The sequence below is a fragment of the Hymenobacter sedentarius genome, assembly GCF_001507645.1.
Classification (GTDB): Bacteria; Bacteroidota; Bacteroidia; order Cytophagales; family Hymenobacteraceae; genus Hymenobacter; species Hymenobacter sedentarius.
Map to the genome: position 1 here is coordinate 2,551,999 of NZ_CP013909.1, position 22,430 is coordinate 2,574,428.

General features: G+C 55.7%; 18 protein-coding genes. All 18 read left to right on the forward strand.

Annotated features, from left to right (window positions below; translation table 11 throughout):
- Positions 1-484 precede the first annotated feature (484 nt).
- The 18 genes from AUC43_RS10495 to AUC43_RS10580 all read left to right on the forward strand — a co-directional run bounded on the left by AUC43_RS10495 (position 485) and on the right by AUC43_RS10580 (position 22,378).
- Complete coding sequence (locus AUC43_RS10495; RefSeq protein WP_082685033.1) at positions 485-1,828, forward strand: c-type cytochrome; 1,344 nt, start codon at positions 485-487, stop codon at positions 1,826-1,828.
- Positions 1,829-1,993: 165 nt separating this feature from the next.
- Positions 1,994-5,029, forward strand: coding sequence for a TAT-variant-translocated molybdopterin oxidoreductase (locus AUC43_RS10500; RefSeq protein WP_068192857.1), 3,036 nt, complete (start codon positions 1,994-1,996; stop codon positions 5,027-5,029).
- Positions 5,030-5,050: 21 nt separating this feature from the next.
- On the forward strand, positions 5,051-6,505 hold the full coding sequence (nrfD, locus tag AUC43_RS10505) for an NrfD/PsrC family molybdoenzyme membrane anchor subunit (protein WP_082685034.1): 1,455 nt from the start codon (positions 5,051-5,053) through the stop codon (positions 6,503-6,505).
- Entirely contained in the window at positions 6,498-7,025 is a 528-nt protein-coding gene (locus AUC43_RS10510; RefSeq protein ID WP_068192859.1) for a DUF3341 domain-containing protein, read from the forward strand. Before nrfD ends, AUC43_RS10510 begins: the two co-directional genes overlap by 8 nt.
- The gene (locus AUC43_RS10515) at positions 7,025-7,789 is read left to right on the forward strand and encodes a c-type cytochrome (protein ID WP_068192864.1); all 765 of its coding nucleotides are present in this window, start codon (positions 7,025-7,027) and stop codon (positions 7,787-7,789) included. Before AUC43_RS10510 ends, AUC43_RS10515 begins: the two co-directional genes overlap by 1 nt.
- A 3-nt stretch (positions 7,790-7,792) precedes the next feature.
- Complete coding sequence (locus tag AUC43_RS10520; RefSeq protein ID WP_068192867.1) at positions 7,793-9,127, forward strand: quinol:cytochrome C oxidoreductase; 1,335 nt, start codon at positions 7,793-7,795, stop codon at positions 9,125-9,127.
- Between the two features lie 86 nt (positions 9,128-9,213).
- Positions 9,214-10,287 (forward strand): cytochrome c oxidase subunit II, encoded by a 1,074-nt coding sequence (locus tag AUC43_RS10525; protein ID WP_068192870.1) that lies wholly within the window; start codon positions 9,214-9,216, stop codon positions 10,285-10,287.
- Between the two features lie 35 nt (positions 10,288-10,322).
- Positions 10,323-12,200, forward strand: coding sequence for a cytochrome c oxidase subunit I (locus AUC43_RS10530; protein ID WP_082685277.1), 1,878 nt, complete (start codon positions 10,323-10,325; stop codon positions 12,198-12,200).
- Positions 12,201-12,327: 127 nt separating this feature from the next.
- The gene (locus tag AUC43_RS10535) at positions 12,328-13,473 is read left to right on the forward strand and encodes a COX15/CtaA family protein (RefSeq protein ID WP_068198491.1); all 1,146 of its coding nucleotides are present in this window, start codon (positions 12,328-12,330) and stop codon (positions 13,471-13,473) included.
- A 68-nt stretch (positions 13,474-13,541) separates the two neighbouring features.
- Positions 13,542-14,393 (forward strand): heme o synthase, encoded by an 852-nt coding sequence (gene cyoE, locus AUC43_RS10540; protein WP_068192873.1) that lies wholly within the window; start codon positions 13,542-13,544, stop codon positions 14,391-14,393.
- A 93-nt stretch (positions 14,394-14,486) separates the two neighbouring features.
- Positions 14,487-15,074: a cytochrome c oxidase subunit 3 gene (locus AUC43_RS10545; RefSeq protein ID WP_068192876.1), complete on the forward strand. Its 588-nt coding sequence runs from the start codon at positions 14,487-14,489 to the stop codon at positions 15,072-15,074.
- Between the two features lie 22 nt (positions 15,075-15,096).
- A complete protein-coding gene (locus tag AUC43_RS10550; RefSeq protein WP_068192879.1) occupies positions 15,097-15,870 on the forward strand; it encodes a cytochrome c oxidase subunit 3 in 774 nt (257 codons plus the stop codon).
- Positions 15,871-15,967: 97 nt separating this feature from the next.
- Positions 15,968-16,309: a cytochrome C oxidase subunit IV family protein gene (locus tag AUC43_RS10555; protein ID WP_068192881.1), complete on the forward strand. Its 342-nt coding sequence runs from the start codon at positions 15,968-15,970 to the stop codon at positions 16,307-16,309.
- Between the two features lie 3 nt (positions 16,310-16,312).
- Complete coding sequence (locus AUC43_RS10560; RefSeq protein WP_068192884.1) at positions 16,313-16,987, forward strand: thioredoxin domain-containing protein; 675 nt, start codon at positions 16,313-16,315, stop codon at positions 16,985-16,987.
- On the forward strand, positions 16,971-17,540 hold the full coding sequence (locus AUC43_RS10565) for a DUF420 domain-containing protein (RefSeq protein ID WP_082685035.1): 570 nt from the start codon (positions 16,971-16,973) through the stop codon (positions 17,538-17,540). The genes AUC43_RS10560 and AUC43_RS10565 overlap by 17 nt, the downstream gene beginning before the upstream one ends.
- 69 nt (positions 17,541-17,609) lie before the next feature.
- A complete protein-coding gene (locus AUC43_RS10570; RefSeq protein WP_068192889.1) occupies positions 17,610-17,864 on the forward strand; it encodes a hypothetical protein in 255 nt (84 codons plus the stop codon).
- A gap of 111 nt (positions 17,865-17,975) precedes the next feature.
- Positions 17,976-18,233, forward strand: a complete 258-nt coding sequence (locus tag AUC43_RS10575; RefSeq protein ID WP_068198497.1) for a DUF983 domain-containing protein — start codon at positions 17,976-17,978, stop codon at positions 18,231-18,233.
- A 263-nt stretch (positions 18,234-18,496) separates the two neighbouring features.
- Positions 18,497-22,378, forward strand: a complete 3,882-nt coding sequence (locus AUC43_RS10580) for an ATP-binding protein (protein WP_233253983.1) — start codon at positions 18,497-18,499, stop codon at positions 22,376-22,378.
- The last annotated feature ends 52 nt before the right edge of the window (positions 22,379-22,430 follow it).

Below are 22,430 nucleotides of genomic sequence, written 5' to 3' on the forward strand. Positions count from 1 at the left end.
GGGCGCAAAGGTACTGACTTTCGGGTACATTGCCAAGGGCCGCGGTTAAATCAGCTAATTATGACCGCCGGCATAACCTTATTATAATGGATGAGGTAGAAACAAAGGAGCAGTAGTACAAAGGGGAGGCTGCTGGCCTCATGCACGTTGCCATTTGTAAAGGCAAAACGAGTTGGCTTTGCTAAAAGTCCCTAAATCATCAATTTTATGAGAAAGCTTAACAAAAATGTTTATATCAAAATTGTAATTCAAGGGGTTACTCCAACTGATATAAGCTTTGGGTGCGGAAGGCCGAAAGCAATACTTGGAACAGAGTAAGAAAAAGGGCAACTAATTGGGAATAGGGCAGGAGGGCTTAAAATGGCCCGATATGACCAGCCAAGGATGCCCAGAAATTGCATTTCACTTTTTGCTGCCTACGATTCCTGACCTACATTTGTGGCCTTGAAATGCCCTAGCGTTTCGTTTTACCGTCTATTTTCTTATGAATAGCATTCGACTTCGTTCGTTACCTCATCTGTTGCTGGCCCTCTTGCTCACGTTTGCCGGCGCCCAACAGGCTGCCGCTCAAGGAGCAAGTGCCACTGGCGATGTGAAAAAAGAAGGCGTGGTGCCCGGTGCCACTGCTGCTGCTACACCCGCAACCGTTGCCGCTCCGGCTGCCGGAGGTGGCGATGCCGCAGCCATTGCCGCCGGCGATGCACTATTTAAGGGCAACTGCGCCCAATGCCACGCCGTGAATGAGCAGGTAGTAGGCCCCGCCCTCGCTGGCATCAGCAAGCGTCGCCCCATCACCTGGCTTATTCCTTGGGTGAAAAACTCAAGCAAAGTAGTGGCCAGCGGCGATGAGTACGCGGTAGCCCTCTTCAACAAGTTCAATAAGCAGCAGATGCCATCCTTTGCCCTGTCGGACAAGGAAATTACTTCCATTATTGCTTACGTTACTTCGGAAGAAGGAAAGGCCTCAACTGTTGCCACGGCTGGTGTTACCGCCGGAAACGCTGCTGCCACCGACGGCCAAGAAGCTGGCGGCGCCGAAGCTGGTGCCGGCAAGTATGTGGACATCCTCCTCATCGTACTGGTTGTAGTCCTGATAGTGCTGGTAGTGACGCTGGTTATCATCGGCAACCTGATGAAGGATGTGCTGCGTGGTCGTAAAGACCTCGACGGCCGCGATGTTGAAATCCTGGAGCAGCGCTTCGATTGGGGTAAGCTGTACCGCTCGCCTATGCTGCGCGGTATTGTAGGTGTCGTGTTTGCCCTCGTTTTACTTTATGAAGGCGTACAAAGCGTAATGGCTGTGGGCCTGACCCAGGGCTACCAGCCCACCCAGCCCATTGCTTTCTCGCACAAGCTGCACGCTGGCGAGCACCAGATTAACTGCGCTTACTGCCACACGTCGGTGTATAAGAGCAAATCGGCTAACATTCCTTCGGCCAACATCTGCATGAACTGCCACTCGCAGATTAAAACGGAGTCGCCCGAAATCAAGAAAATCTACCGTGCCATCGAGCGGAAGCAACCCATTCAGTGGGTGCGCATTCACAACCTGCCCGACCTGGCTTACTTCAACCACTCACAGCACACGCAGGTAGCGGGCTTACAGTGCCAGACCTGTCACGGCCCCATCCAGAACATGGAAGTGGTATACCAGTACTCGGCTCTGACCATGGGCTGGTGCATCAACTGCCACCGCGAGATGCCCCTCAATACCAAGGACAACAAGTACTACGACAACCTCGTGAAGCTGCACGACACCAAAAACGCCGGCGCACCCTTCACGGTGTCCTCGAATGGTGGCACCGAGTGCTCGAAGTGCCACTACTAATAATAAGTAGACCCGGCATTAGGGCCTTGGGAGTTTAACTCTGCCAAAAGCCTTCACCGCTGCCGTTTTACTATCGCTACAAAAAAGATTCCGCTCAAAAATCAAGTACCTCTCGGCTTAGCCGGCCCCACGCCACTAAGACCCTGAGTCCCTAAGTCCCCGAAAATGAAGTACTGGAAAGGAATTGAGGAACTGGAAAGCGCCCCGGAGTTCATGCAATCGGCATTTGCCGAATTTATGCCGGTTAAAGAAAGCCACGAGAGCAGCGATGCCACCTCGGCTCCCCGCCGCGACTTCCTCAAACTAATGGGTTTTGGTGTGGCTGCGGCCACCTTGGCTTCTTGTGAAACTCCGGTTCGCAAGGCCATTCCGTACCTGAACAAGCCCGAAGAGATTGACCCAAGCATCTCCAACTTCTACGCTTCGACCTATTTCACCGGTGCCGACTACAATGCGGTATTGGTGAAAACCCGCGAAGGCCGGCCAATCAAGCTCGAGGGTAACCCCGAGTCGCCCATCACCCGTGGCGGTTTGTCGGCCCGGGGCCAGGCAGCTGTTCTGAGCCTGTACGATGGTGGTCGCTTGCAGCACTTTGCCATCAAGTCGGGCAACGAGCACCAGAAAGCAGAGGCTGCGGCGGTTGACCAAGCCATTCGCACGAAGCTGGCGGCTACGACCGGCCGCATTGCCATCGTCTCGCCAACCATCATCAGCCCGACTACCAAGAAGGCGATTGCTGAGTTTGCTACGCGCTACCCCAATACCACGCACGTCATGTACGACGCGCAATCGGTAACTGGCCTGCTGCAGGCCAACAACGGCATTGTGCCCGGCTACAACTTCAGCCGCGCCAACATCATTGTAAGCCTCGGGGCTGATTTCCTCGGCACCTGGATTTCGCCCGTTGAGTACAGCCGGGCTTATGCGATGACCCGCAAGATTAACCGGGACAAGCGCAGCATGTCGCGTCATTACCAGTTCGAGACGGCAATGACACTCAGCGGTAGCAACGCCGACATCCGCGTGGCCGTGAAGCCATCCGAAATGGGCGCTGTGGCACTTGCGTTGTACAACGCTGTAACGGGCGCAGGTGGCGCTTCTTCCTATAAGAACGACAAGTTGGCCCAAGCTGCGGCCGACCTGAAGGCAAACCGTGGGGCCAGCCTCGTGGTGTCTGGTTCTAACGACCCAGCCGTTCAGTCCTTGGTTACTGCCATCAACCAGGCTTTGGGTAACCTTGGTACCACCGTTGACCTGACCGCTCCGAGCTACGTGCGTCAAGGCGATGACGCCCGCATGGCAGCTTTGGTAAATGACATGAACAACGGCAGCGTTGGTGCAGTCATTTTCTACAACGCTAACCCAGTCTACAACCACCCGCTGGCCGCGAAAGTAAAGTCAGGCATTGCAAAAGTGCCGCTGACCATTTCGTTGAACGACCGGCTAGATGAAACCGGCATTCTCTGCCAGTACGCGGCTCCGGACAATCACTGGTTGGAGTCGTGGAACGACTTTGAGCCGAAGCGTGGCTTCCTGAGCCTAGCCCAGCCCACCATCACCCCGCTGTTTGCAACTCGTCAAGCTCAGGAGAGCTTGCTGCGTTGGGCTGGCAACAACACGACTTACTACAAGTACCTGCGCTCGAGCTGGCGGGCCCTGACCCCCAACGATGCTGCCTGGGATAAGGTCGTGCACGATGGGGTTGCTACTGGGACGGCTCTGCCACCAGCTCCTGCCATGCTCCATGCTGCCTTGGCTCCAGACGCAGCAGTTGCCCAGCTTCAGCGCCCTGCCAGCTCAGCTGGCATTGAGCTGGCTCTTTACGAAAAGGTAGGCATCGGCGCCGCTGGTTGCGAAGCCAACAACCCTTTCCTCCAGGAACTGCCCGACCCCATCTCCAAGGCAACTTGGGGCAACTACGTGGCTGTGCCGCGTAAGATGGCCGTTGAGAACAAGTGGGAGCAAGGCGATGTCATCAAAGTGTCAGCAAATGGCTATAGTGTTGAGTTGCCGGTGCTGATTCAGCCTGGTCAGGCCAATGGCACGGTCAGCATAGCCCTGGGCTACGGCCGTACCCTGGCTGGCAAGGCTGGAGACCAAGTTGGCGCGAATGCTGCTCCTTTGGCGATGGTTAACGCCAACGGCACCATGTATAACAACGTGGTGACGCTGACCAAGACCGAAGCTACGTCTCCCATTGCTCAGACCCAGACTCACCACACCATTATGGACCGCAAGCCGGTGGTGCAGGAGAACACGCTGGCTCAATACATCAAGAACCCAAAAGAGGTAACCGAGTACGAGAAAATTGCTACGCCTGACGGGTTGGAAAAGCCCAACAAAGTGTCGCTGTGGCAGGACTACTCCTACAACAACCACCACTGGGGAATGGCAGTAGACCTCAACTCCTGCATCGGCTGCGGCTCGTGCGTGATTGGGTGCCAGACGGAGAATAACATTGCCGTAGTAGGTAAGCAGCAGGTTATCAACCGCCGCGAGATGCACTGGATGCGCATTGACCGCTACTACAGCTCGGACCACCACAAGGACGAGTTCGAAACCAAAGGTAAAGTGGCTACCTACGCTGCTATGGAAGACCCTTCGGACAACCCGCAGGTGATATTCCAGCCGATGATGTGCCAACAGTGCAACCACGCTCCCTGCGAGACGGTATGCCCGGTATTGGCTACCACGCACAGCTCGGAAGGCATCAACCAAATGGTGTACAACCGTTGCATTGGTACCCGTTACTGCGCCAACAACTGCCCGTACAAAGTGCGTCGCTTCAACTGGTTCTCTTACTACTCCAATGAGAAGTTTGAAACCGTTAACGGCCACATGTTTACGGACCTGGGGCGCATGGTCTTGAACCCGGACGTTACCGTTCGTGCCCGCGGCGTGATGGAGAAGTGCACGTTCTGCATCCAGCGTATCCAGCTTGGCAAGCTCGAAGCCAAAAAGCAGAAGCGTCGCCCAGTAGATGGTGAGATTGTTTCGGCCTGTGCCCAGTCTTGCCCCACCGAGGCTATTGTATTCGGCGACATGCGCGACCCGAACAGCCGCATCAGCCAGCTACTGCGTCGCGAAGACGGCGAGCGGGCCTTCCACGCGTTGGATTCCATCAACGTGCAGCCCAACGTGACCTACTTGACCAAGATTCGGAACGCGGAATCTGAGTTCTTTGCTAAAGAAAACGCTTAATAATCACTAACCTATAAGATTATGCAGCACGTATCAGCCGTACGCGAGCCGCTCGTAACCGGGGGTAAGACGCTACACGACGTAACGCAAGACATCTGCTATCAGGTAGAGGCCAAACCCAACATCCGTTGGATGGCCGCCTTGAGTGTAGCCTTGTTCTTTCTGGGCGTATTCTTCTATTCCGTATACCGCACCGTGTGGTACGGGATTGGGGAGTGGGGCCTGAACAAAACCGTAAACTGGGCCTGGGACATTACCAACTTCGTGTGGTGGGTAGGCATCGGCCACGCTGGTACGCTGATTTCGGCGGTACTGCTGCTGTTCCGCCAGAAATGGCGGTCGTCCATCAACCGGGCTGCAGAAGCCATGACAATTTTCGCCGTAATCTGCGCCGCCATGTTCCCAGTTCTGCACATGGGCCGTCCTTGGCTCGCTTACTGGGTATTCCCCTTCCAGAACACGTTCGGTTCGTTGTGGGTAAACTTTAACTCACCTCTTCTTTGGGACGTGTTCGCCATTTCGACCTACTTTACTGTGTCGTTGGTGTTCTGGTACATAGGTCTGATTCCTGACTTTGCTTCCATTCGTGACCGTGCCAAAGGCACTATTGCCAAGTTTAGCTACTCCATGCTCAGCTTCGGCTGGAAAGGTTCTGCCAAAGCTTGGTCGCGCTACGAAACCGTCTCGCTGATTCTGGCCGGTGTTTCGACACCGCTGGTACTCTCGGTACACACTATTGTATCGATGGACTTTGCTACCTCGGTTGTACCGGGCTGGCACACCACCATCTTCCCTCCCTACTTCGTGGCTGGCGCTATCTTCTCGGGCTTTGCCATGGTACTCACGCTGATGTTGATTACCCGCGTAGTATTCCGCTTGGAAGATTACATTACCCTAGAGCACATTGCTCTCATGAATAAAATCATGATGGTAACAGGCTCTATTGTAGGTGTGGCTTACATCACGGAGTTCTTTATTGCCTGGTACTCGCAGGTTGAGTTTGAGCAGTACGCCTTTATCAACCGCGCCACGGGTCCTTACTGGTGGGCTTATGCCTCGATGATGACCTGCAACGTAATTACCCCCCAGCTGGTGTGGTTCCGTCGGGTTCGCTATAGCATTCCCCTCACGTTCATCCTCTCCATTATCGTTAACATCGGTATGTGGTTCGAGCGCTTTGTAATCATTGTGACCTCGTTGCACCGCGACTACCTGCCCTCGAGCTGGGCCATGTTCTCGCCATCCATCATCGACATCGGCCTATACTTGGGTACGCTGGGTCTTTTCTTCACTTTGTTCCTGCTCTTTGCCAAGTTCTTCCCGGTAATTAACATGGCTGAAGTAAAAACCATCCTGAAGTATACGGTGGACAACGGTCCGACTTACAATCCCCAGAAGGCCGCCCACGCTCACGCTCCTCAACCAGCCATCGGGGCTCCGGCTTCGGCACCCATAACTTACAACAAGCATGACTAAGCGCTTTGCCGTCGGCATCTTCGAAGACGAAGACGTGCTGCTGAACGCCGTAGAAAACATTCGCGCCGCTGGCGTGAAGATTTACGATGTGTTCTCGCCTTATCCCGTTCACGGCATCGACGATGCCCTGGGCATCGAACGCTCGCGTCTGCCTATTGCTGCCTTCTTCTTTGGCATGACGGGCTTGGCCTTCGCGCTGTGGCTGCAGATTTACATGCTCGGTTTTGACTGGCCAATGATTATTGGTGGCAAGCCGCACATCGCGTTGCCGGCCTTCATCCCGGTTGCATTCGAATTGACGGTGTTCTTTACCTGTCACGGTATGGCCATCACCTTCTTTACGATTCAGGGGCTTTACCCTCGTCCTAAAGTGCCGGTAATGGATGTTCGGGCTACCGACGACAAGTTCGTCATGGCTATCGAACTCGATGAAACCAGCTCGCAATTTTCTCGGCTGACCCAGCTGCTGCGCGAAAACGGCGCTTCAGAAGTCAACCAAAAAGAAATGACCAACAACTAATGACGCATTCGCTGAACCTTAGCTTGCGCGTTTCGGCGCTGCTGCTATCCTTGGGGCTAGCCACGGCTTGCACTTCCCGGCCAGACGACCCCGGCGTGGAATACGCTCCGGAGATGTATGACCCCATTCCTTATGAGCCGTTGAAGCAAACCAACTTCAACCGAGTGAATGCTTTCGGTATCAACGAGCGCATGCCTCCCATTGCTACCGTGCCACGCGGCAAGCTCAGCTACTACGACCATATTCCTAAGGATAGTGTCGGCGTTGCTGAGCGCACGTTGCGCAATCCTTTCCCCTACACCAAAGCAAACCTGGAGGAGGGAAAAGTGCTTTACACCCGCATTTGCTCGCATTGTCATGGTGAAGCTGGCAACGGGCAGGGACCGGTTGGCTTAAAATTCAAAGGCGTTCCAAATTATGCTGCGGGCGCCTATAAGACCATGAATGACGGGCATATCTACCACGTCATTCAATGGGGCCGTAATCGCATGATGCCCCACGGCTCAATCGTGAACCCGGAAGAGCGCTGGAAAATTGCCATGTACGTGCGCGTTTTGCAGCGTGGCGAAGGCCCCGATGCTTTGAGCAAACTGGTATTAAAAGGCCCGGCCTCTACTGCTAACGACTCTACTGAAATGACTGACCGGGCCAATCAGGGTCCTGTAGGGCAGGCGCAAGCCAATAAAGCCTCTGAAACCCCAGGCCAAGGCGGCACCGTTTCCCCCAATGGCTCGGGCGTTACCCACACCCCCGGCAACAAATAACTTATGGCAACTCTGACGCACCAAGAAAGCGCCACGGCTGAACGGCTCGTTGTTACGGATGGCGCCCGTAAAACCTTTATTACCATCATTGTTGCTGGCGTGGTGGTGCTTATCATTGGCATTCTGGCCTCGCTTTTGGGCTGGGGTGAGGAGCATCATGCAGCTGCCGGAGAAGCAGCTGGCCACCTTGGGGCTTCGGCTGGCCATGGGGCCGGTGCTTCTCTACACCACGAAGGCAGCCCCGTTTGGCTGAAGCGTTTGCTGGTAAGCCTGTGGCACAGCAATGTCTTCTTCCTGGGCGTATCGACTATTGGTACCGTGTTCATGGCAATCAACTATGTTGCCTACGCTGGTTGGTCGGTTTTGATTAAGCGAATTTCAGAAGCATTAAGCGCCTGGGTTATTCCTGGTGCTGCTATTATGCTCGTCGTGTTCCTGTTAGGTCGTCACGATATCTTCCACTGGACCCACGAGGGTATCATGGATAAGGGCAACCCCAACTATGATGCGATTATTGCTGGTAAAAGCGGGTTCCTCAATCTGCCGTTCTACCTCATCCGTACCATCATTTACCTTGCCATCTGGGCTTATTTTAGCTACAAGTTGCGTCAGCTCTCGCTAGCCGAAGACCAGTTGGGCGGCACCGTTTGGTTTCACAAGAGCATCAATGCTTCGGCACTTTTCTTAGTCCTGTACGCCGTAACTTCTTCTATGTCGGCTTGGGACTGGGTTATGTCGGTTGACACGCACTGGTTCAGCACGATGTTCGGTTGGTATGTATTTGCCTCGTGGTGGGTATCGGGCATTGCCGCCATTGCCCTAACAGCCATCTACTTGAAACAAGCAGGCTACTTGAGAGCAATAACATCAAACCACTTGCATGACTTGGGCAAATTGATGTTCGGTTTTAGCATTTTCTGGACCTATGTATGGTTCGCACAGTTCATGCTGATTTGGTATGCCAACTTGCCTGAGGAAGCAGTGTACTACAACCAGCGCCTCGGGGGCTTCGAAGGTCGCTATACTGGCATGTTCTTCTTCAACATTGTCATCAACTTTGTCTTCCCGTTCCTCGGGCTGATGACGCGGGATGCCAAGCGCCAGATGATTATCATGAAAATTGTTTGCATTGCCATCCTAATTGGCCACTGGTCAGACTTTTATTTGATGTTAATGCCGGGCACTTTGAAGGGGGAAAACGGGTTTCTAATTGAGATTGGCGTCGCTGCCATTTTCCTGGGCGCTTTCTTGATTCTTTTCACGCGGCGTTTAGCTTCTGCCTCGCTTGTTCCGGTTAATCATCCTTTCCTGGACGAGAGCATTCACCACACTACCTAAGATTCTAGAATGAAGTAGTGAGAATAAAGCCTATCAATAGGCTATTTCTCGCTACTCATTACTTAGTACTTAATACTAAAAACTCAATGACGGCTCTTACTATTTTGTTGGTGTTGGTGTTGCTCCTGGTCGTATTCGGCCTGTTGTTTCGCTTACAGATTCTGACTTCTATTTTTTCGGGCACTTTTACTCGGGATATTGGCATGAGCAATAGCGTTAACGCTATCCTGATGTTGGTGTTTTTGGTGGTAGGTGGTGCTTGGTTTGCCTATTCATTTGTTGAAAATTTCAACAAGATGAACCCGCCCATTGCTTCGGTGCATGGCCACCAGATGGAGCGGATGTTTTGGATTACTATGGCGGTAATCGGAGTAGCCTTTGCTATCACGCAGACGCTGCTTTTTGTTTACTCCTACAAGTATCAGCATAAAGACGGCCGTCGCGCTTACTTCTTTGCGCACAATAACAAGATTGAGGTAATCTGGACCGTGATTCCTGCTATTGTAATGGCAGCGCTGATTTTCGCTGGCTGGAAAGCTTGGACTCGCATCACTGGCCCTGCTCCTAAGAATTCGGTGGTCGTTGAAGTGATGGGCAAGCAGTTTAACTGGTTGGTTCGTTACCCCGGCCGCGACATGAAACTGGGCGTAGTCAATTACCGCATGATTGACGCCGTTAATGAGTTTGGTTTTGACTTGAGCGATAAGTCTGCTCTTGACGACTTCACGACCAATGAAATTCACGTGCCTAAAGGCGTACCGGTGCTGATTAAGATTCGTTCGCGCGATGTACTGCATGCCGTGTATATGCCGCAATTCCGCGTGCAGATGTACGCTGTGCCAGGCATGCCAACCCGTTTCTGGTTTACGCCTACTACCACGACGGATGAGATGCGCGCCCGCTTGGGTAACCCCAAGTTTAACTATGAACTGGCTTGCAACCAGGTATGCGGCGGTAGCCACTTCGCAATGAAGGCAACCATCATTGTAGATGAGCCGGATGATTACCAGAACTGGTATGCTGCGCAGCAGTCTTTCTCGCAAAAAAACCCCGAAGTGCTGGCGGCATTGAAACAGAAACCAAAATCGCTGGTTTCGCAATCAGTTGAGCCTACCGAAGCCAAAGAAGTAGCACCTGCACCCTTGGCTGCTTCTTACTAATCACTCTACACTAACGGTATCCCTATATGTCAGACATGGCAGCCAAACCCAATTTTTCGCCAGGCGTGCAAGCGCAAGGCGGTATTGGTACCGCACCGGTGCCCGCCACGGAGCATGGCGACCACCTGCACCACGATGACCACGAGCACCATGACCAACACTGGCTGTGGAAATACGTGTTCAGCCAAGACCACAAGCAGATTGCCAAGCAGTTCCTGATTACGGGTATGTTCTGGGCCATCTTGGGTGGCACATTGTCTAGCTTGTTTCGTTTGCAGTTGGGCTGGCCCGAAGGCTCAATGGAGTGGCTGACCCCTTTCTTGGGCAAGTGGATTCAAGCGGGCAAACTTAATCCGGAGTTCTACCTGGCCCTAGTAACGATGCACGGCACCATCATGGTGTTCTTTGTGCTCACTGCCGGCCTTAGCGGTACGTTCTCCAACTTCCTGATTCCGCTACAGGTGGGCGCCCGCGACATGGCCTCGGGCTTTATGAATATGCTCTCGTACTGGTTCTTCTTCCTGTCGAGTGTTATCATGTTCTCCTCTCTATTTATTGAGACTGGTCCGGCTTCAGCTGGTTGGACAATTTATCCGCCTTTGAGCGCCTTGCCCCAGGCAATTCCTGGCTCCGGAGCTGGCATGACTCTTTGGTTGGTCAGCATGGCATTTTTCATTGTTTCGCAGCTTTTGGGCGGTGTAAACTACGTGACTACGGTAATCAACATGCGTACCCGCGGCATGAGCATGAGCAAGCTGCCGCTAACCATCTGGGCTTTCTTCCTGACGGCTATTCTGGGTATCCTGTCTTTCCCGGTATTGTTCTCAGCAGCCTTGCTGTTGATATTTGACCGTTCGTTTGGTACTTCGTTCTTCCTCTCTGATATCTACATCGCTGGGCAGGCATTGAGCAACCAAGGCGGTTCGCCGGTATTGTTCCAGCACTTGTTCTGGTTCCTGGGCCACCCCGAGGTATATATCGTAATCATGCCGGCTATGGGTATGGTGTCGGAAGTACTGGCTACGAATGCACGTAAGCCCATCTTCGGCTACCGCGCCATGATTGGCTCACTGATTGGTATTTCGTTGCTTTCGTTCGTAGTGTGGGCTCACCACATGTTCGTGACGGGCATGAACCCATTCCTTGGTTCGGTCTTCATGTTCCTGACCCTGATTATCGCCGTTCCATCGGGTGTTAAAGTGTTTAACTGGCTGGCCACGTTGTGGCGCGGTAACATCCGCTTTACGGCTGCAATGCTATTCGCTATTGGCTTCGTGTCGCTGTTTATCTCGGGTGGTTTGACGGGTATCATTCTCGGCAACGCAACGCTGGATATTCAGATGCACAACACCTACTTTGTGGTAGCCCACTTCCACTTGGTAATGGGTAGCTCGGCATTCTTCGGCTTGTTTGCCGGCGTGTACCACTGGTTCCCCAAGATGTTTGGTCGCATGATGGACGAGAAGTTGGGTTACATCCACTTCTGGTTGACGTTCGTGGGTGTATACCTCGTATTTATGCCGATGCACTATGTTGGCATCGCCGGCTTCCCCCGTCGTTACTACGCTTGGACTGGCTTTGATGCCTTCTCGCAATTCGCTGATATGAACAAGTTCATCTCGATTGCAGCTATCATTGCCTTCTTGGGTCAGTTTATCTTCATCTTTAACTTCTTTTACAGCATCTTCCGCGGCCGTCGCGCTACCCAGAACCCCTGGAACTCGACTACGCTGGAATGGACAGCACCTATCGAGCCTGGCCACGGCAACTGGCCCGGCGAGATTCCTGCGGTGTACCGCTGGCCCTACGACTACAGCAAGCCTGGTGCAGAGCTGGATTTCATCCCGCAGAACGTGCCTTATTCGCAAACGCAGTCATCGAACCTGCCCTACGAGCAGGACATGGCCGAGTAGATTGATAGATTCACAGCGTCCGAAAACGGGCCGCCTGACCGGCGGCCCGTTTTTGTTTAGTCAAACTCAACTGAACAATAGAGTGACTGACCGGGACAAATAGGCCGAAAAGAGTGTTTAAATGGCAATGAATAGTTTACTAATAAGCCCTGCAGCACGACGTTTCCGCCTTGTAGGAATTTTGACGGTAATAGCCGTATACCTCCTGATTCTAGTTGGTGGTATTGTGCGCAGCACCGGGAGCGGAATGGGCTGTCCCGATTGGCCCAAGTGCTTTGGTAGCTGGGTTCCGCCAACGGAAGCCAGCCAGTTGCCTGCCAACTATAAGGAGATATACACTGCACAGCGAGTAGCGAAGAACCAGAAGCTGGCGCGTACCCTTCAGCGGATGGGTTTTGCCCAAGTGGCTGGCAGCATCTTCGCCCACCCCACGCAATACATCGAAACGGACTTTAATCCCGTGAAAACGTGGATTGAGTATGTGAACCGATTGCTGGGCGCATTGATTGGTGTATTCGTGTTCCTGACCGTAGTATTTGCCTTACCCTACTGGCGGCGTGAGCGGACCATTTTTTGGTTGGCCTGTGCTTCGTTTTTGCTGACTGGCGTGCAGGGTTATTTGGGCTCCCTTGTGGTTTCTACCAACTTGCTGCCGGTGATGGTGACCGTTCACATGGCCTTGGCGCTGGTGATTGTGGCTTTGCTGCTGTATGCGGTAGACCGGGCCCAATCGCGCATTGAAAACCGAGCTCAATTGTCGCCGAATTATATAGAAGAGAATTCAGCTCAATATTACCTGAAAAAGCCCAGCGCCGGCCTGCAGTGGAGTATATGGGCTGCGCTTCTGCTTACGTTCTGGCAGATTATGCTGGGTACGCAAGTGCGGGAACAGGTCGACATCGTTTCGGCTGCGGCAGGCTACCTGGGCCGGGAGGGCTGGGTGGAAAAGTTGGGCAGTGTATTCAGCATTCACCGGACGGTTTCAGCGCTGGTATTGCTCCTGAATGTTTACGTCGGGTATGAGTTGTGGCAATTGCGAAAGCCGCGCATGCGGCAGTTGGTGATGGCAACCTTGGGGATTATTGGGCTGGAAATTCTTGCGGGTATCGTCCTGGCGTCGTATGCGCTGCCGGCTTCGGTGCAGCCGGTGCACCTCACGCTGGCCACGGTTTTGTTTGGCGTTCAGTTTCTGACGCTATTAGCAGTAGCTCGGGGGCGAAAAACCCAGGAAACAGTTGCTTCCTCGGATGCCTCCCGGCACGTTGTTGCGTAACTTTGCGGCCCCGTTTGGGCAAGGCTGGATTGCTTAGGCCCCAAACGACGAAATTATCACCCGTATTAATGACTAAGGCCCGCGCCTATTTTCAGCTGCTCAAGTTCCGGCTTTCGCTCACGGTCGCGTTTTCCAGCGCCATTGGGTATATGCTGGGGGCGCATGAGTTCAGTTGGAGCAGGGCCTTGCTCGTGATGCTGGGGGGGCTGCTCGTAACAGGTTCCGCCAACATTATCAACCAAATCCACGAGCGGGAGCTCGACAAGCTGATGACGCGCACCGCCAAGCGGCCGCTACCGCTGGGCATCCTTTCCTCAGCCGAGGCCTGGACGTTCTGCGTGGGGCTGGGCGTGGCGGGGCTGGGCTTGCTTGCCTATTGCTTCAATCCGCTCACGGCAGCCCTTTCGCTGCTGTCGCTCATTCTCTACGGCTTCATTTATACGCCGCTCAAAACGATTTCGCCCATTTGTGTGGCGGTGGGGGCAATTCCTGGAGGCTTGCCGCCTTTGATTGGGTGGGTGGCCGCGACGGGGTACATCGGGGTAGAGGCGTGGGTGCTCTTCGGCATACAGTTTATGTGGCAGTTTCCCCATTTTTGGGCCATTGCTTGGGTAGCAGATGAGGACTATAAGCGTGCGGGCTTCAAAATGCTGCCTTCGCCGGGCAACCGCGACATGCGCACGGCGTTTCAGATAATGACCTACACGCTGCTGCTGATTCCGCTCAGCCTTTTGCCGCTGGAGTTCAACATATCGGGCCGCATTTCTGCGCTGGTGGCGGTAGTGTGCGGCGTGTTGTTTTTGCTGCTCACGGTGCAACTCATGCGCACACAGTCGCGCAAGGCAGCGCTGCGCATCATGTTTGCCTCTTTTTTGTATTTGCCCATCGTGCAAATTGCGCTGGTGCTGGACAAAATATAGCTGTTCGTTGTTGTAAATGAGGGCTCGCTGCGGTGAGCAATTACCCGGTTTTATCAATAATCTGCGTCGGCGCGAGCGGGCGTTTCTCTCATTATGAATCCATCGGACACTTTATCAGAAAAAGAAGTTGGGCTTGGTTGGCACCCCAAGCGCGTGCTACTCGTACTGCTCATTTTTAGCATTGTCATGATGTTTGCGGCCTTTACCAGCGGCTACATTGTGCGGCGCGACGAGGGCAACTGGCGCGAGTTTGACCTGCCAGCCTCACTACTATTTAACTCCATTATTATTGCCTTGAGCAGCGCCAGCATGCAGTGGGCCTACTTTTCGGCCCGGAAAAATGAAATTAGCCGGGTGAAAACCGGCCTGGGCATTACCCTGGCGTTGGGGCTGGCCTTCTTAATCGGCCAGTACATCAGCTTCGGCGATTTGGTGGCCGGCAACACTTACTTTGGCGGTGCCGATGCCAATCCTTCGGGTTCTTTCGTATACGTTTTGATGGGCGTCCACGCTTTTCACTTGGTTACGGGCCTTATTTTTCTGGCCGTCGTGCTGAAGCGGGTCCTTAATTATCAGGTGCATTCGCGTGCGATGCTCTCCATTGGCAATGCTACCTTATACTGGCACTTCCTGGGCGGGCTTTGGCTGTACCTGTATTTGTTCTTACTTTTGAACCACTAAAACTGACGTTACGCTGTCCGCTATGGCCCAACCGACCACTTTGCAGCCGCCCGCTGCTTCCGCTACCCAAGACGCCCCACGCACCGGCAACTGGGACGGCGGCAACGAACCTTTCAAGGCGAGCTACGGCAAGCTGATGATGTGGTTCTTCCTGCTTTCTGACGCATTCACCTTTGCTGCTTTCCTCACTACCTATGGCATGATTCGCCATAAGCACGAGGTATTTACCGGCGAGGCCAAGGACTTTGTCTTCAATTCGCGCTGGTGGCCCATTCCGGACCACGTGTTCAATGCCTTCCCTGGCATGGGCCATGCCAACGTGCCCCTGGGCTTTGTGGCCCTGATGACAATGATTCTGATTCTGAGCTCGGTGACGATGGTACTGGCCGTAGAGGCCGGCCACCGCATGGATAAGAATGATGTGCAGAAGTGGTTGCTGTGGACCATCCTTTTTGGCAGCACTTTCCTGCTCAGCCAGGCGTGGGAGTGGAGCCACTTCATTCACGGCACCGAGGCCGGCACGCGCATGGCCGATGGTACGGTTTTTCACGGCGCTAACCTATCTGTAAACCAGTACGGTCCAGTGCTTTTTGCCGACCTGTTTTTCTTCATCACCGGTTTCCACGGCACCCACGTTTTTTCAGGCGTCTGCCTGCTGATTTGGTGCTTTATCGCCACTACCAACGGCACCTTCCACAAGCGCGGCCACTACGAGATGATTGAGAAAATCGGCTTGTACTGGCACTTTGTAGACCTGGTGTGGGTGTTTGTGTTTACGTTCTTCTACCTCGTTTAAAAAGTGAATGGGCGAACGGGCCGCGGAGTGAATAGCAATATCCTCGGGCCCTGTTCTCTGCAATCTCACTCATTCACTCTTTCATTTTTCACAGATTATGGCTGCTCACGCAACTACTGAAGAAACCCACACCGGGGAAATTGCCAAGCCGAATACCGCTTGGATTTGGCGAGTTTTTGGCATTCTGGTTGGCATCACGGCCGTTGAGTTCGTGTTTGTGTTCCTGATGCACCCGAGCACGCTGCGCAACAGCATTTTCATTATCCTCACCATCTTCAAGGCTTTCTTCATCGTTGGAGAATTTATGCACTTGAAGCACGAGACGAAAGGCCTGATTTGGACCATTCTCGTACCGGTGGCTTTGCTGATTTGGCTGCTGGTAGCCCTGATTACGGAAGGCTCGTTCATCGGCGAAGTCCTGCAAAACATGTTCAAATAGCGCATGCGGCCCCGCCAAACGCTGTTGCTGGGGCTGCTGCTGTTGTTGCCTGTACTGGCTTTTCTGTTCCTTTTTCGCTTCGGCACCAACCGTTACGCGCTGCCTACTTACTTGCCTGACCGCGTGGATTCCACGCAGGTTGGCGGTAAGTGGCAGCGCGATACTGTTTTCCACCAAATTGAGCCGTTTCAACTGGTGGCCTCTTCGGGCCGGGTGGTAAGCAGCCAGGAACTGGGCAAAGGACTTTACATCGCCCAGTTCTTTGCGGACAACGCAGCCAGTGCCCAAGTGGCCCGCCAGCTGCTGCGCGTGCAGGAGAAGTTCCGGCACGAGCCGCGCGTGAAGTTGGTAACATTCGTGTTGAACCGCGATGCAACCAATACCGCCCGTCTCTCGAAGCTGGCGGAGCAATACGGCACTATTGCCGGCAAGTGGTTTTTTCTCGCCGGCTCGCCCGACACACTCAAGCGCCTCACACTGCGAGAGTTTCGGCTCACGGCTGACCCCAAGCGCATGCCCGGGGCTGTGTACGCGGCCAACATCCCCGCGGGTCGGCTGTTATTGATTGACAATCAGCGCCGGGTGCGCGGTATCTATGATGGCACCGACGGCCGCGAAATAGACCGATTACTGACGGAAGTTACCGTGCAGCTTTACGATTATGAACACCCCCACTAACCAATTGCACCCGCCAGTGCTGGCTCCCGGCGACTACACGCGCTACAAAATCATCCTCGGTACGCTGGGAGTAGTGGTACCGCTTTTGGTGGCGGTGCTGTTTTCGTTTCCTGACTTGTTCCGCATACCCGGGGCAGAGGTGAAGTTTCTGCCCGCGGTAAATGCGGTCCTGAACTCGCTGACGGCTATTTGCTTGCTGGCAGGCTATTATTTCATTCGCCAAAAGCAGGTACTGCGCCACCGCGCCATGATGGGCACCGCCTTCGCCTTGGGAGGCTTGTTTCTGCTTTCGTACGTGGCCTACCACTCGCAAGTGGCCAGCACCCACTTTGGCGGCGTAGGCGCCGTGCGCTACGCTTACTTTTTCCTACTGCTGACCCATATCAGCCTAGCGGTGGTGACGGTGGCCTTGGTGTTGTTTACGCTGTATTTTGCCCTTACCGGGCAATACACCAAGCACAAGGCCATTGCGCGCTGGACCTTCCCCATCTGGCTGTATGTTTCCGTGACGGGCGTTATCGTTTATTTCATGATTTCGCCGTATTATACCTAAGCTTATTTCGTAGCGGCAACGCCCATTACTTATTGGAAACTTTGCCTCAATCCTGGTGTTCACTTATTTATGAAAAAGACCTTTTTTGCTTCAACCTTCGCTCTGTTGCTGGGCGTTTTATTGAGCCTGGCTCCCCTGACGGCTGGGGCGCAGTGCGTGATGTGTAAGTCGCAGGTAGAATCGGCGCGGCAAGAGCGTGACGACTACGATGTGTCGGGCCTCAACAAAGGAATTGTGTACATGATGACGGTACCCTACATCCTGATGGGCGCGGTGGGCTATTTCTGGTACCGGCGCACGCACCCCAAAGCGGCCAAGAAGTAAGTGGCCACGCCTGCATCCTCACTGCTGGCGTTGCTGGCATTGCGGTGCCCGCGCTGTCATCAAGGCAAGTTGTTTACGCATTCGGCGTTGAACCTTAGCAAGTTCGATGAAATGCCGGATGCGTGCCCTGTTTGCGGGCAGGCATTTGAGCCGGAGGTGGGATTTTATTGGGGAGCCATGTACATCAGCTACGGCTTTTCAACTTTTATCGTAGCCATTGTGGGCGTGCTGCTGTACTTTTTGGGCCACGACCCCGACGTGTGGGTGTATGTGGTGGCCGTGGCTGCTGCCGTGCTGGCGTTTACGCCGTTGATGTTTCGCTACGCCCGGGCGGTTATGCTCTATGCTTTTGGCGGGACCAATTTTTGAACCTCGTTATTCTAAAGCGTAACGCACCAGGCAACGGCTTGGACCAAGAAAATGATGCCGCCCCGGGGTGGCATTTTTTGTTGGGCTTGGATTTTGTAGGGCGTGCTAAGGCGGAGGGAGTGCTTCGCTCGTTCAATTATTGGGCAAGCGAAATAATCCGCCGTTTCTTCGGTTTTAATTTGGTGCCTTTCCGGGGCCTATGCCCCCTGGACATTGGTTGGGCTGGATTTTTTCTGCATTCTTCTCACAACCCTCGCAAATCTGTGGTTCAACTTCCTGAGTGGCGGCGTTTGCCCTGGCTGTTGTTGCTTGCGGCGGCGCTGTGTTTTGTGGGAGGCTACCTGGCCAGCCGCTATGCGCTGGCGCCGGGAGTGGTGCAGCGCACCGACATCGCGCGCCTGCAGCAGGTGGTGCTCCAGGCCGAGTTCACGGCCCGCCGCGAGACCGATTCGGTGGCGGCCGAGCTGCCACGCGGCAACTACAGCTTCCAAAAGCTGCTGGCGCAAACCACCTACCCCACCTGCGTGCTGGAAAACGGCGAGCTGCGCTACTGGTCCGACGCTACCCTGCGGCCCGAAGCTGAAGTCAGCAGCCTGGTCGAACGGCTAATCGAGACGCCGGTGGGGCATTTCCTACTGCTGCCGCGCCTTGCGGGCCGTTTCCTGATACTTACGTATCTGCCGCTGGAGCGGCACTACGGCATCAGTAACCGCTACCTGCGGGAGGGGGGGGAGCAAGCGCTGTTCCGGGGGCTGGACCTACAGGTAGTCGCCGACAGCACCGCCAGCAACGGCGCCCAGTTTCGGGCGGCCGACGGCCACTATGTCTTTTCCATAAAGCGGCTGCAGCCCAATCCGCTCACGGGGCAGTACGTGCCGCTGGCGTTGCTGGGCCTGGGCAGCTTGCTGTACGCCGCGGGGTGGCTGCTGCTGGCGCTGCGCTTGTGGCGGGCCGGGCAGCGGGGAGCTGCCGTTGCGGCGGTGGTGCTGCCGCTCGCGGTGTTGCGTTTTGTGTTGCTGAATCTGGGCCTGCCGTATTCATTTATTGAATTGCCCTTGTTTGACCCGCGGGTGTACGCGGCGTCGTGGTGGGCGCCATCGTTGGGCGACTTGCTGCTGGATGCGCTGCTGGTCCTGCTGGTGGCGGCTGGGGGCATGGTGCTGTGGCGTAGCCAGCGGGTGCTGGAGCGGGTGCGCGCTCCGCGTGCGCTTGAGGGGCAGGCATTAGCGGCAGTTCTTCTAAGCGCAGGATTCGGCTTGTGGCTGGTGCTGCTGTTCGAATATTACACCACGGCGTTTGGCAGCCCTCAGCTTAGCCTGGACGTGACCCGTAACCTCCAGATATCGGGCTTTTGGGTGGTGCTGGCCCTGTCGGTCACGCTGCATACCGCGGCGTGGCTGGTGGGCTTTTTTGGGCTGACGCAATTGGCGGGAGCGCTGTTGCAGCACGTGCCCCGGCGGGTGCTGCTACTGGGTCCGGGCCTGGCGGCCGTGCCAGTGCTGGGCGTGGGGCTGGTTTTTGGGCTGCCGTGGGTATTGCTGGTGGGGGTGTTGCTCCTGTTTGCGTGCTTGGTACGCGCGGCGGGGATGCGCGCCAAGCCCACCACCGGCAGCTACCAAGCCTCGGTGCTGATTGTACTGCTCCTGGCGCTGGCCTCGGCTACCGGTGCGCTGGCACTGTACTCACACTTCGAGAGCCAGCTATTGGTAGACAAGCAGCGCCTTGCCAACAACCTGCTTATTGACAATGATTTGCAGGGCGAATACCTGCTGGGCGAGCGGATGCGGGAAATTGCCCGCGACCCGTTTGTTCGGCGGTCGTTGACGGCGGCGTTCGGGAGGCCGGAAACCGTGCGCCAGCGCATTGCGCGCCAGTACCTAAGCGACTATTTCGACAAATACGAGAGTAACATCATTCTCTACGACGAAGCAGGACAGCCGCTGGGCATGCCCCCGGGTACGCCCAGCTTTGTGGAGGCGCGCGCGGCTCTGGAGCGCGTTGCCACGCCCACCGACCAGCGCGGTGTGTACCTCGTGCACTCGGGCAACCCCTTCAGCACACGGCGCTACGTGGCCCAAATCATGGTGCCCGGCACACGGGTTAGCGGGTTTGGCCCGGCCCTGGGCGCGGTGCGCGTGGAGCTCACCCTTAAAAAGCTCACTTCCTACAGCGTACTGCCCGAGCTGCTGGTGGACCAAAAGTTCTTTCAGCCCAGCCTGGCCACCGACCTGAGCTACGCGGGTTACACCAGGGGGCGGCTGGTGTACAGCGAAGGCGACTTCGATTACGCCAACCACTTGCCCGTGGGCTTGCTGGCCGAACCGCGCCTCTACCAAGGGGGCGTGACCCGCCACGGCTTCCACCACTATGCCGTGCACGGCTCCATGGACCGCACGGTGGTGGTGACCTCGGCCACGTATTCGCCGGGCGACTGGCTGGCCAATTTCTCCTTCCAGTTTCTGCTCTCCACGTTTTTCTGGCTGCTGGTGGGCGGCTTGGTTTTGCTGCTGCGGGGGCGCGCCGCCATGCGGCTCCGGCTCAATTTCAGTGCCCGCATCCAGCTGCTGCTGAACGTGGGCATTGTGGTGCCGCTGCTAGTGGTGAGCATTGCCACGGCCAGCCAGCTCATTGCTTCTTACCAGCGCGACCTGGCCCGCACCTACGAGCGGCGCGGGCAGCTGGCCCTGGAAAGCCTGCGCCGCCAGCGCCACCTGCTCTCGGACAGCACGGCCCGCCCCACGCTGGCCGCCCTGGCCAAAAACGTGGCCGCGCTCACCGAAACCGACCTCAACCTCTACGATGTGCACGGCGAGCTGCTGGCCAGTAGCCAGCCCTTGATTTTTGAGGCCGGCCTGCTAGGACCCTTACTCAACCCGCAGGCTGTGGTGTCCTTGCGCGAACAGAACCACCCACGGGCCTTGCTCACCGAGAAGGCAGGCTCACTGTCGTTCAACGCCTTATACTTGCCAGTGCGGGCCGGGGTGGGCGAGGAAGTGGTAGCCGATTTGGGCGGCCACGTCATCGGCCCCCAGCGCCAAAGCCGGGCTCCCAAGCCTGCGGCGCCTGCTAGGGCGGTTTCGCCGCTGCAGACCGATTTGGATGGAGCTGCGGCCGACGATACAGCCCTGCCCACCGGCCCCATTCTGGGCTACATCGGCATTCCCTTCTTCGATTCGGAGAAAGAGCTGAATACCAAGCTCACGGAGCTGTTCACGACCATTCTCAACATCTTCACACTGATGTTTCTGCTGTTTCTGGGGCTAGCGTTTGTGGCCGCGCGCCACCTCACGGCGCCCCTCAAGCTCATCACCGAAAAGCTGACCCAAACCACCCTCACCGGCCAAAACGAGTTTTTGGACTACCGCAGTTCCGACGATGAAATTGGGCTGTTGGTGCGCGAGTACAACACCATGCTCACCAAGCTGGAAGCCAGCAAGCGCGAGCTGGCCGCCCAGGAAAAAGAAGCCGCCTGGCGCGAAATGGCCCGGCAGGTAGCCCACGAAATCAAGAACCCGCTCACGCCCATGAAGCTGAGCCTGCAGTACTTGCAGAAAGCCATTGCCGAGCGCCGGCCCAATGCCGAGGAGCTCATCGGCCGGATATCGCAAACACTAATCACGCAGATTGACGTGCTCACCGACATTGCCACGTCCTTCAGCACCTTCACCAATCTGCCCGCCATGCGCCCCGAGCGGCTCGACGTGGCCGCCGTGCTGCGCCGCTGCGCCGCCCTGCACCAGCCCGACACCAACGACGGTGCCCTGGACCTGCACCTGCCACCGGACGCCGAAAGCGGCCACTACGTGGTGTTTGCCGATGAAAACCTGCTAGTGCGCACCTTCAACAACCTGCTGATAAACGCCCGCCAGGCGGTGCCCGAGGGCCGCGAGCCCCACATTGGGGTGTCGCTCACGGCGGCCGAGGCGGGCACGGTGCGCGTGGCCATTTGTGATAACGGCGCGGGCATTCCCGAGGACGTGCGCGAAAAGGTGTTCGTGCCGAACTTCACGACCAAGGAAACCGGGTCGGGCATTGGGCTGGCGGTGGCCAAGCGCGGGATTGAGAGTGCCGGGGGGCGCGTTTGGTTTGAAACGAAAGTGGGGGAGGGCACCGTGTTTTATATTGAATTGCCGCTGGCTGGGTAAGGCCGCGGGCGGGGCGGCCCGCGCAACGGCACGAAACCGCCCGCCCCCGTCG

Excerpts from the sequence above, each read along its gene's own strand:
- AUC43_RS10495 (WP_082685033.1), top strand. The coding sequence starts at position 485 with ATGAATAGCATTCGACTTCGTTCGTTACCTCATCTGTTGCTGGCCCTC.
- AUC43_RS10515 (WP_068192864.1), top strand. The coding sequence starts at position 7,025 with ATGACGCATTCGCTGAACCTTAGCTTGCGCGTTTCGGCGCTGCTGCTA.
- AUC43_RS10555 (WP_068192881.1), top strand. The coding sequence starts at position 15,968 with ATGGCTGCTCACGCAACTACTGAAGAAACCCACACCGGGGAAATTGCC.
- AUC43_RS10530 (WP_082685277.1), top strand. The coding sequence starts at position 10,323 with ATGGCAGCCAAACCCAATTTTTCGCCAGGCGTGCAAGCGCAAGGCGGT.
- AUC43_RS10520 (WP_068192867.1), top strand. The coding sequence starts at position 7,793 with ATGGCAACTCTGACGCACCAAGAAAGCGCCACGGCTGAACGGCTCGTT.
- AUC43_RS10575 (WP_068198497.1), top strand. The coding sequence starts at position 17,976 with ATGCCGGATGCGTGCCCTGTTTGCGGGCAGGCATTTGAGCCGGAGGTG.
- AUC43_RS10535 (WP_068198491.1), top strand. The coding sequence starts at position 12,328 with ATGAATAGTTTACTAATAAGCCCTGCAGCACGACGTTTCCGCCTTGTA.
- AUC43_RS10525 (WP_068192870.1), top strand. The coding sequence starts at position 9,214 with ATGACGGCTCTTACTATTTTGTTGGTGTTGGTGTTGCTCCTGGTCGTA.
- AUC43_RS10560 (WP_068192884.1), top strand. The coding sequence starts at position 16,313 with ATGCGGCCCCGCCAAACGCTGTTGCTGGGGCTGCTGCTGTTGTTGCCT.
- AUC43_RS10510 (WP_068192859.1), top strand. The coding sequence starts at position 6,498 with ATGACTAAGCGCTTTGCCGTCGGCATCTTCGAAGACGAAGACGTGCTG.
- AUC43_RS10550 (WP_068192879.1), top strand. The coding sequence starts at position 15,097 with ATGGCCCAACCGACCACTTTGCAGCCGCCCGCTGCTTCCGCTACCCAA.
- AUC43_RS10545 (WP_068192876.1), top strand. The coding sequence starts at position 14,487 with ATGAATCCATCGGACACTTTATCAGAAAAAGAAGTTGGGCTTGGTTGG.
- AUC43_RS10500 (WP_068192857.1), top strand. The coding sequence starts at position 1,994 with ATGAAGTACTGGAAAGGAATTGAGGAACTGGAAAGCGCCCCGGAGTTC.
- AUC43_RS10570 (WP_068192889.1), top strand. The coding sequence starts at position 17,610 with ATGAAAAAGACCTTTTTTGCTTCAACCTTCGCTCTGTTGCTGGGCGTT.
- cyoE (WP_068192873.1), top strand. The coding sequence starts at position 13,542 with ATGACTAAGGCCCGCGCCTATTTTCAGCTGCTCAAGTTCCGGCTTTCG.
- nrfD (WP_082685034.1), top strand. The coding sequence starts at position 5,051 with ATGCAGCACGTATCAGCCGTACGCGAGCCGCTCGTAACCGGGGGTAAG.
- AUC43_RS10565 (WP_082685035.1), top strand. The coding sequence starts at position 16,971 with ATGAACACCCCCACTAACCAATTGCACCCGCCAGTGCTGGCTCCCGGC.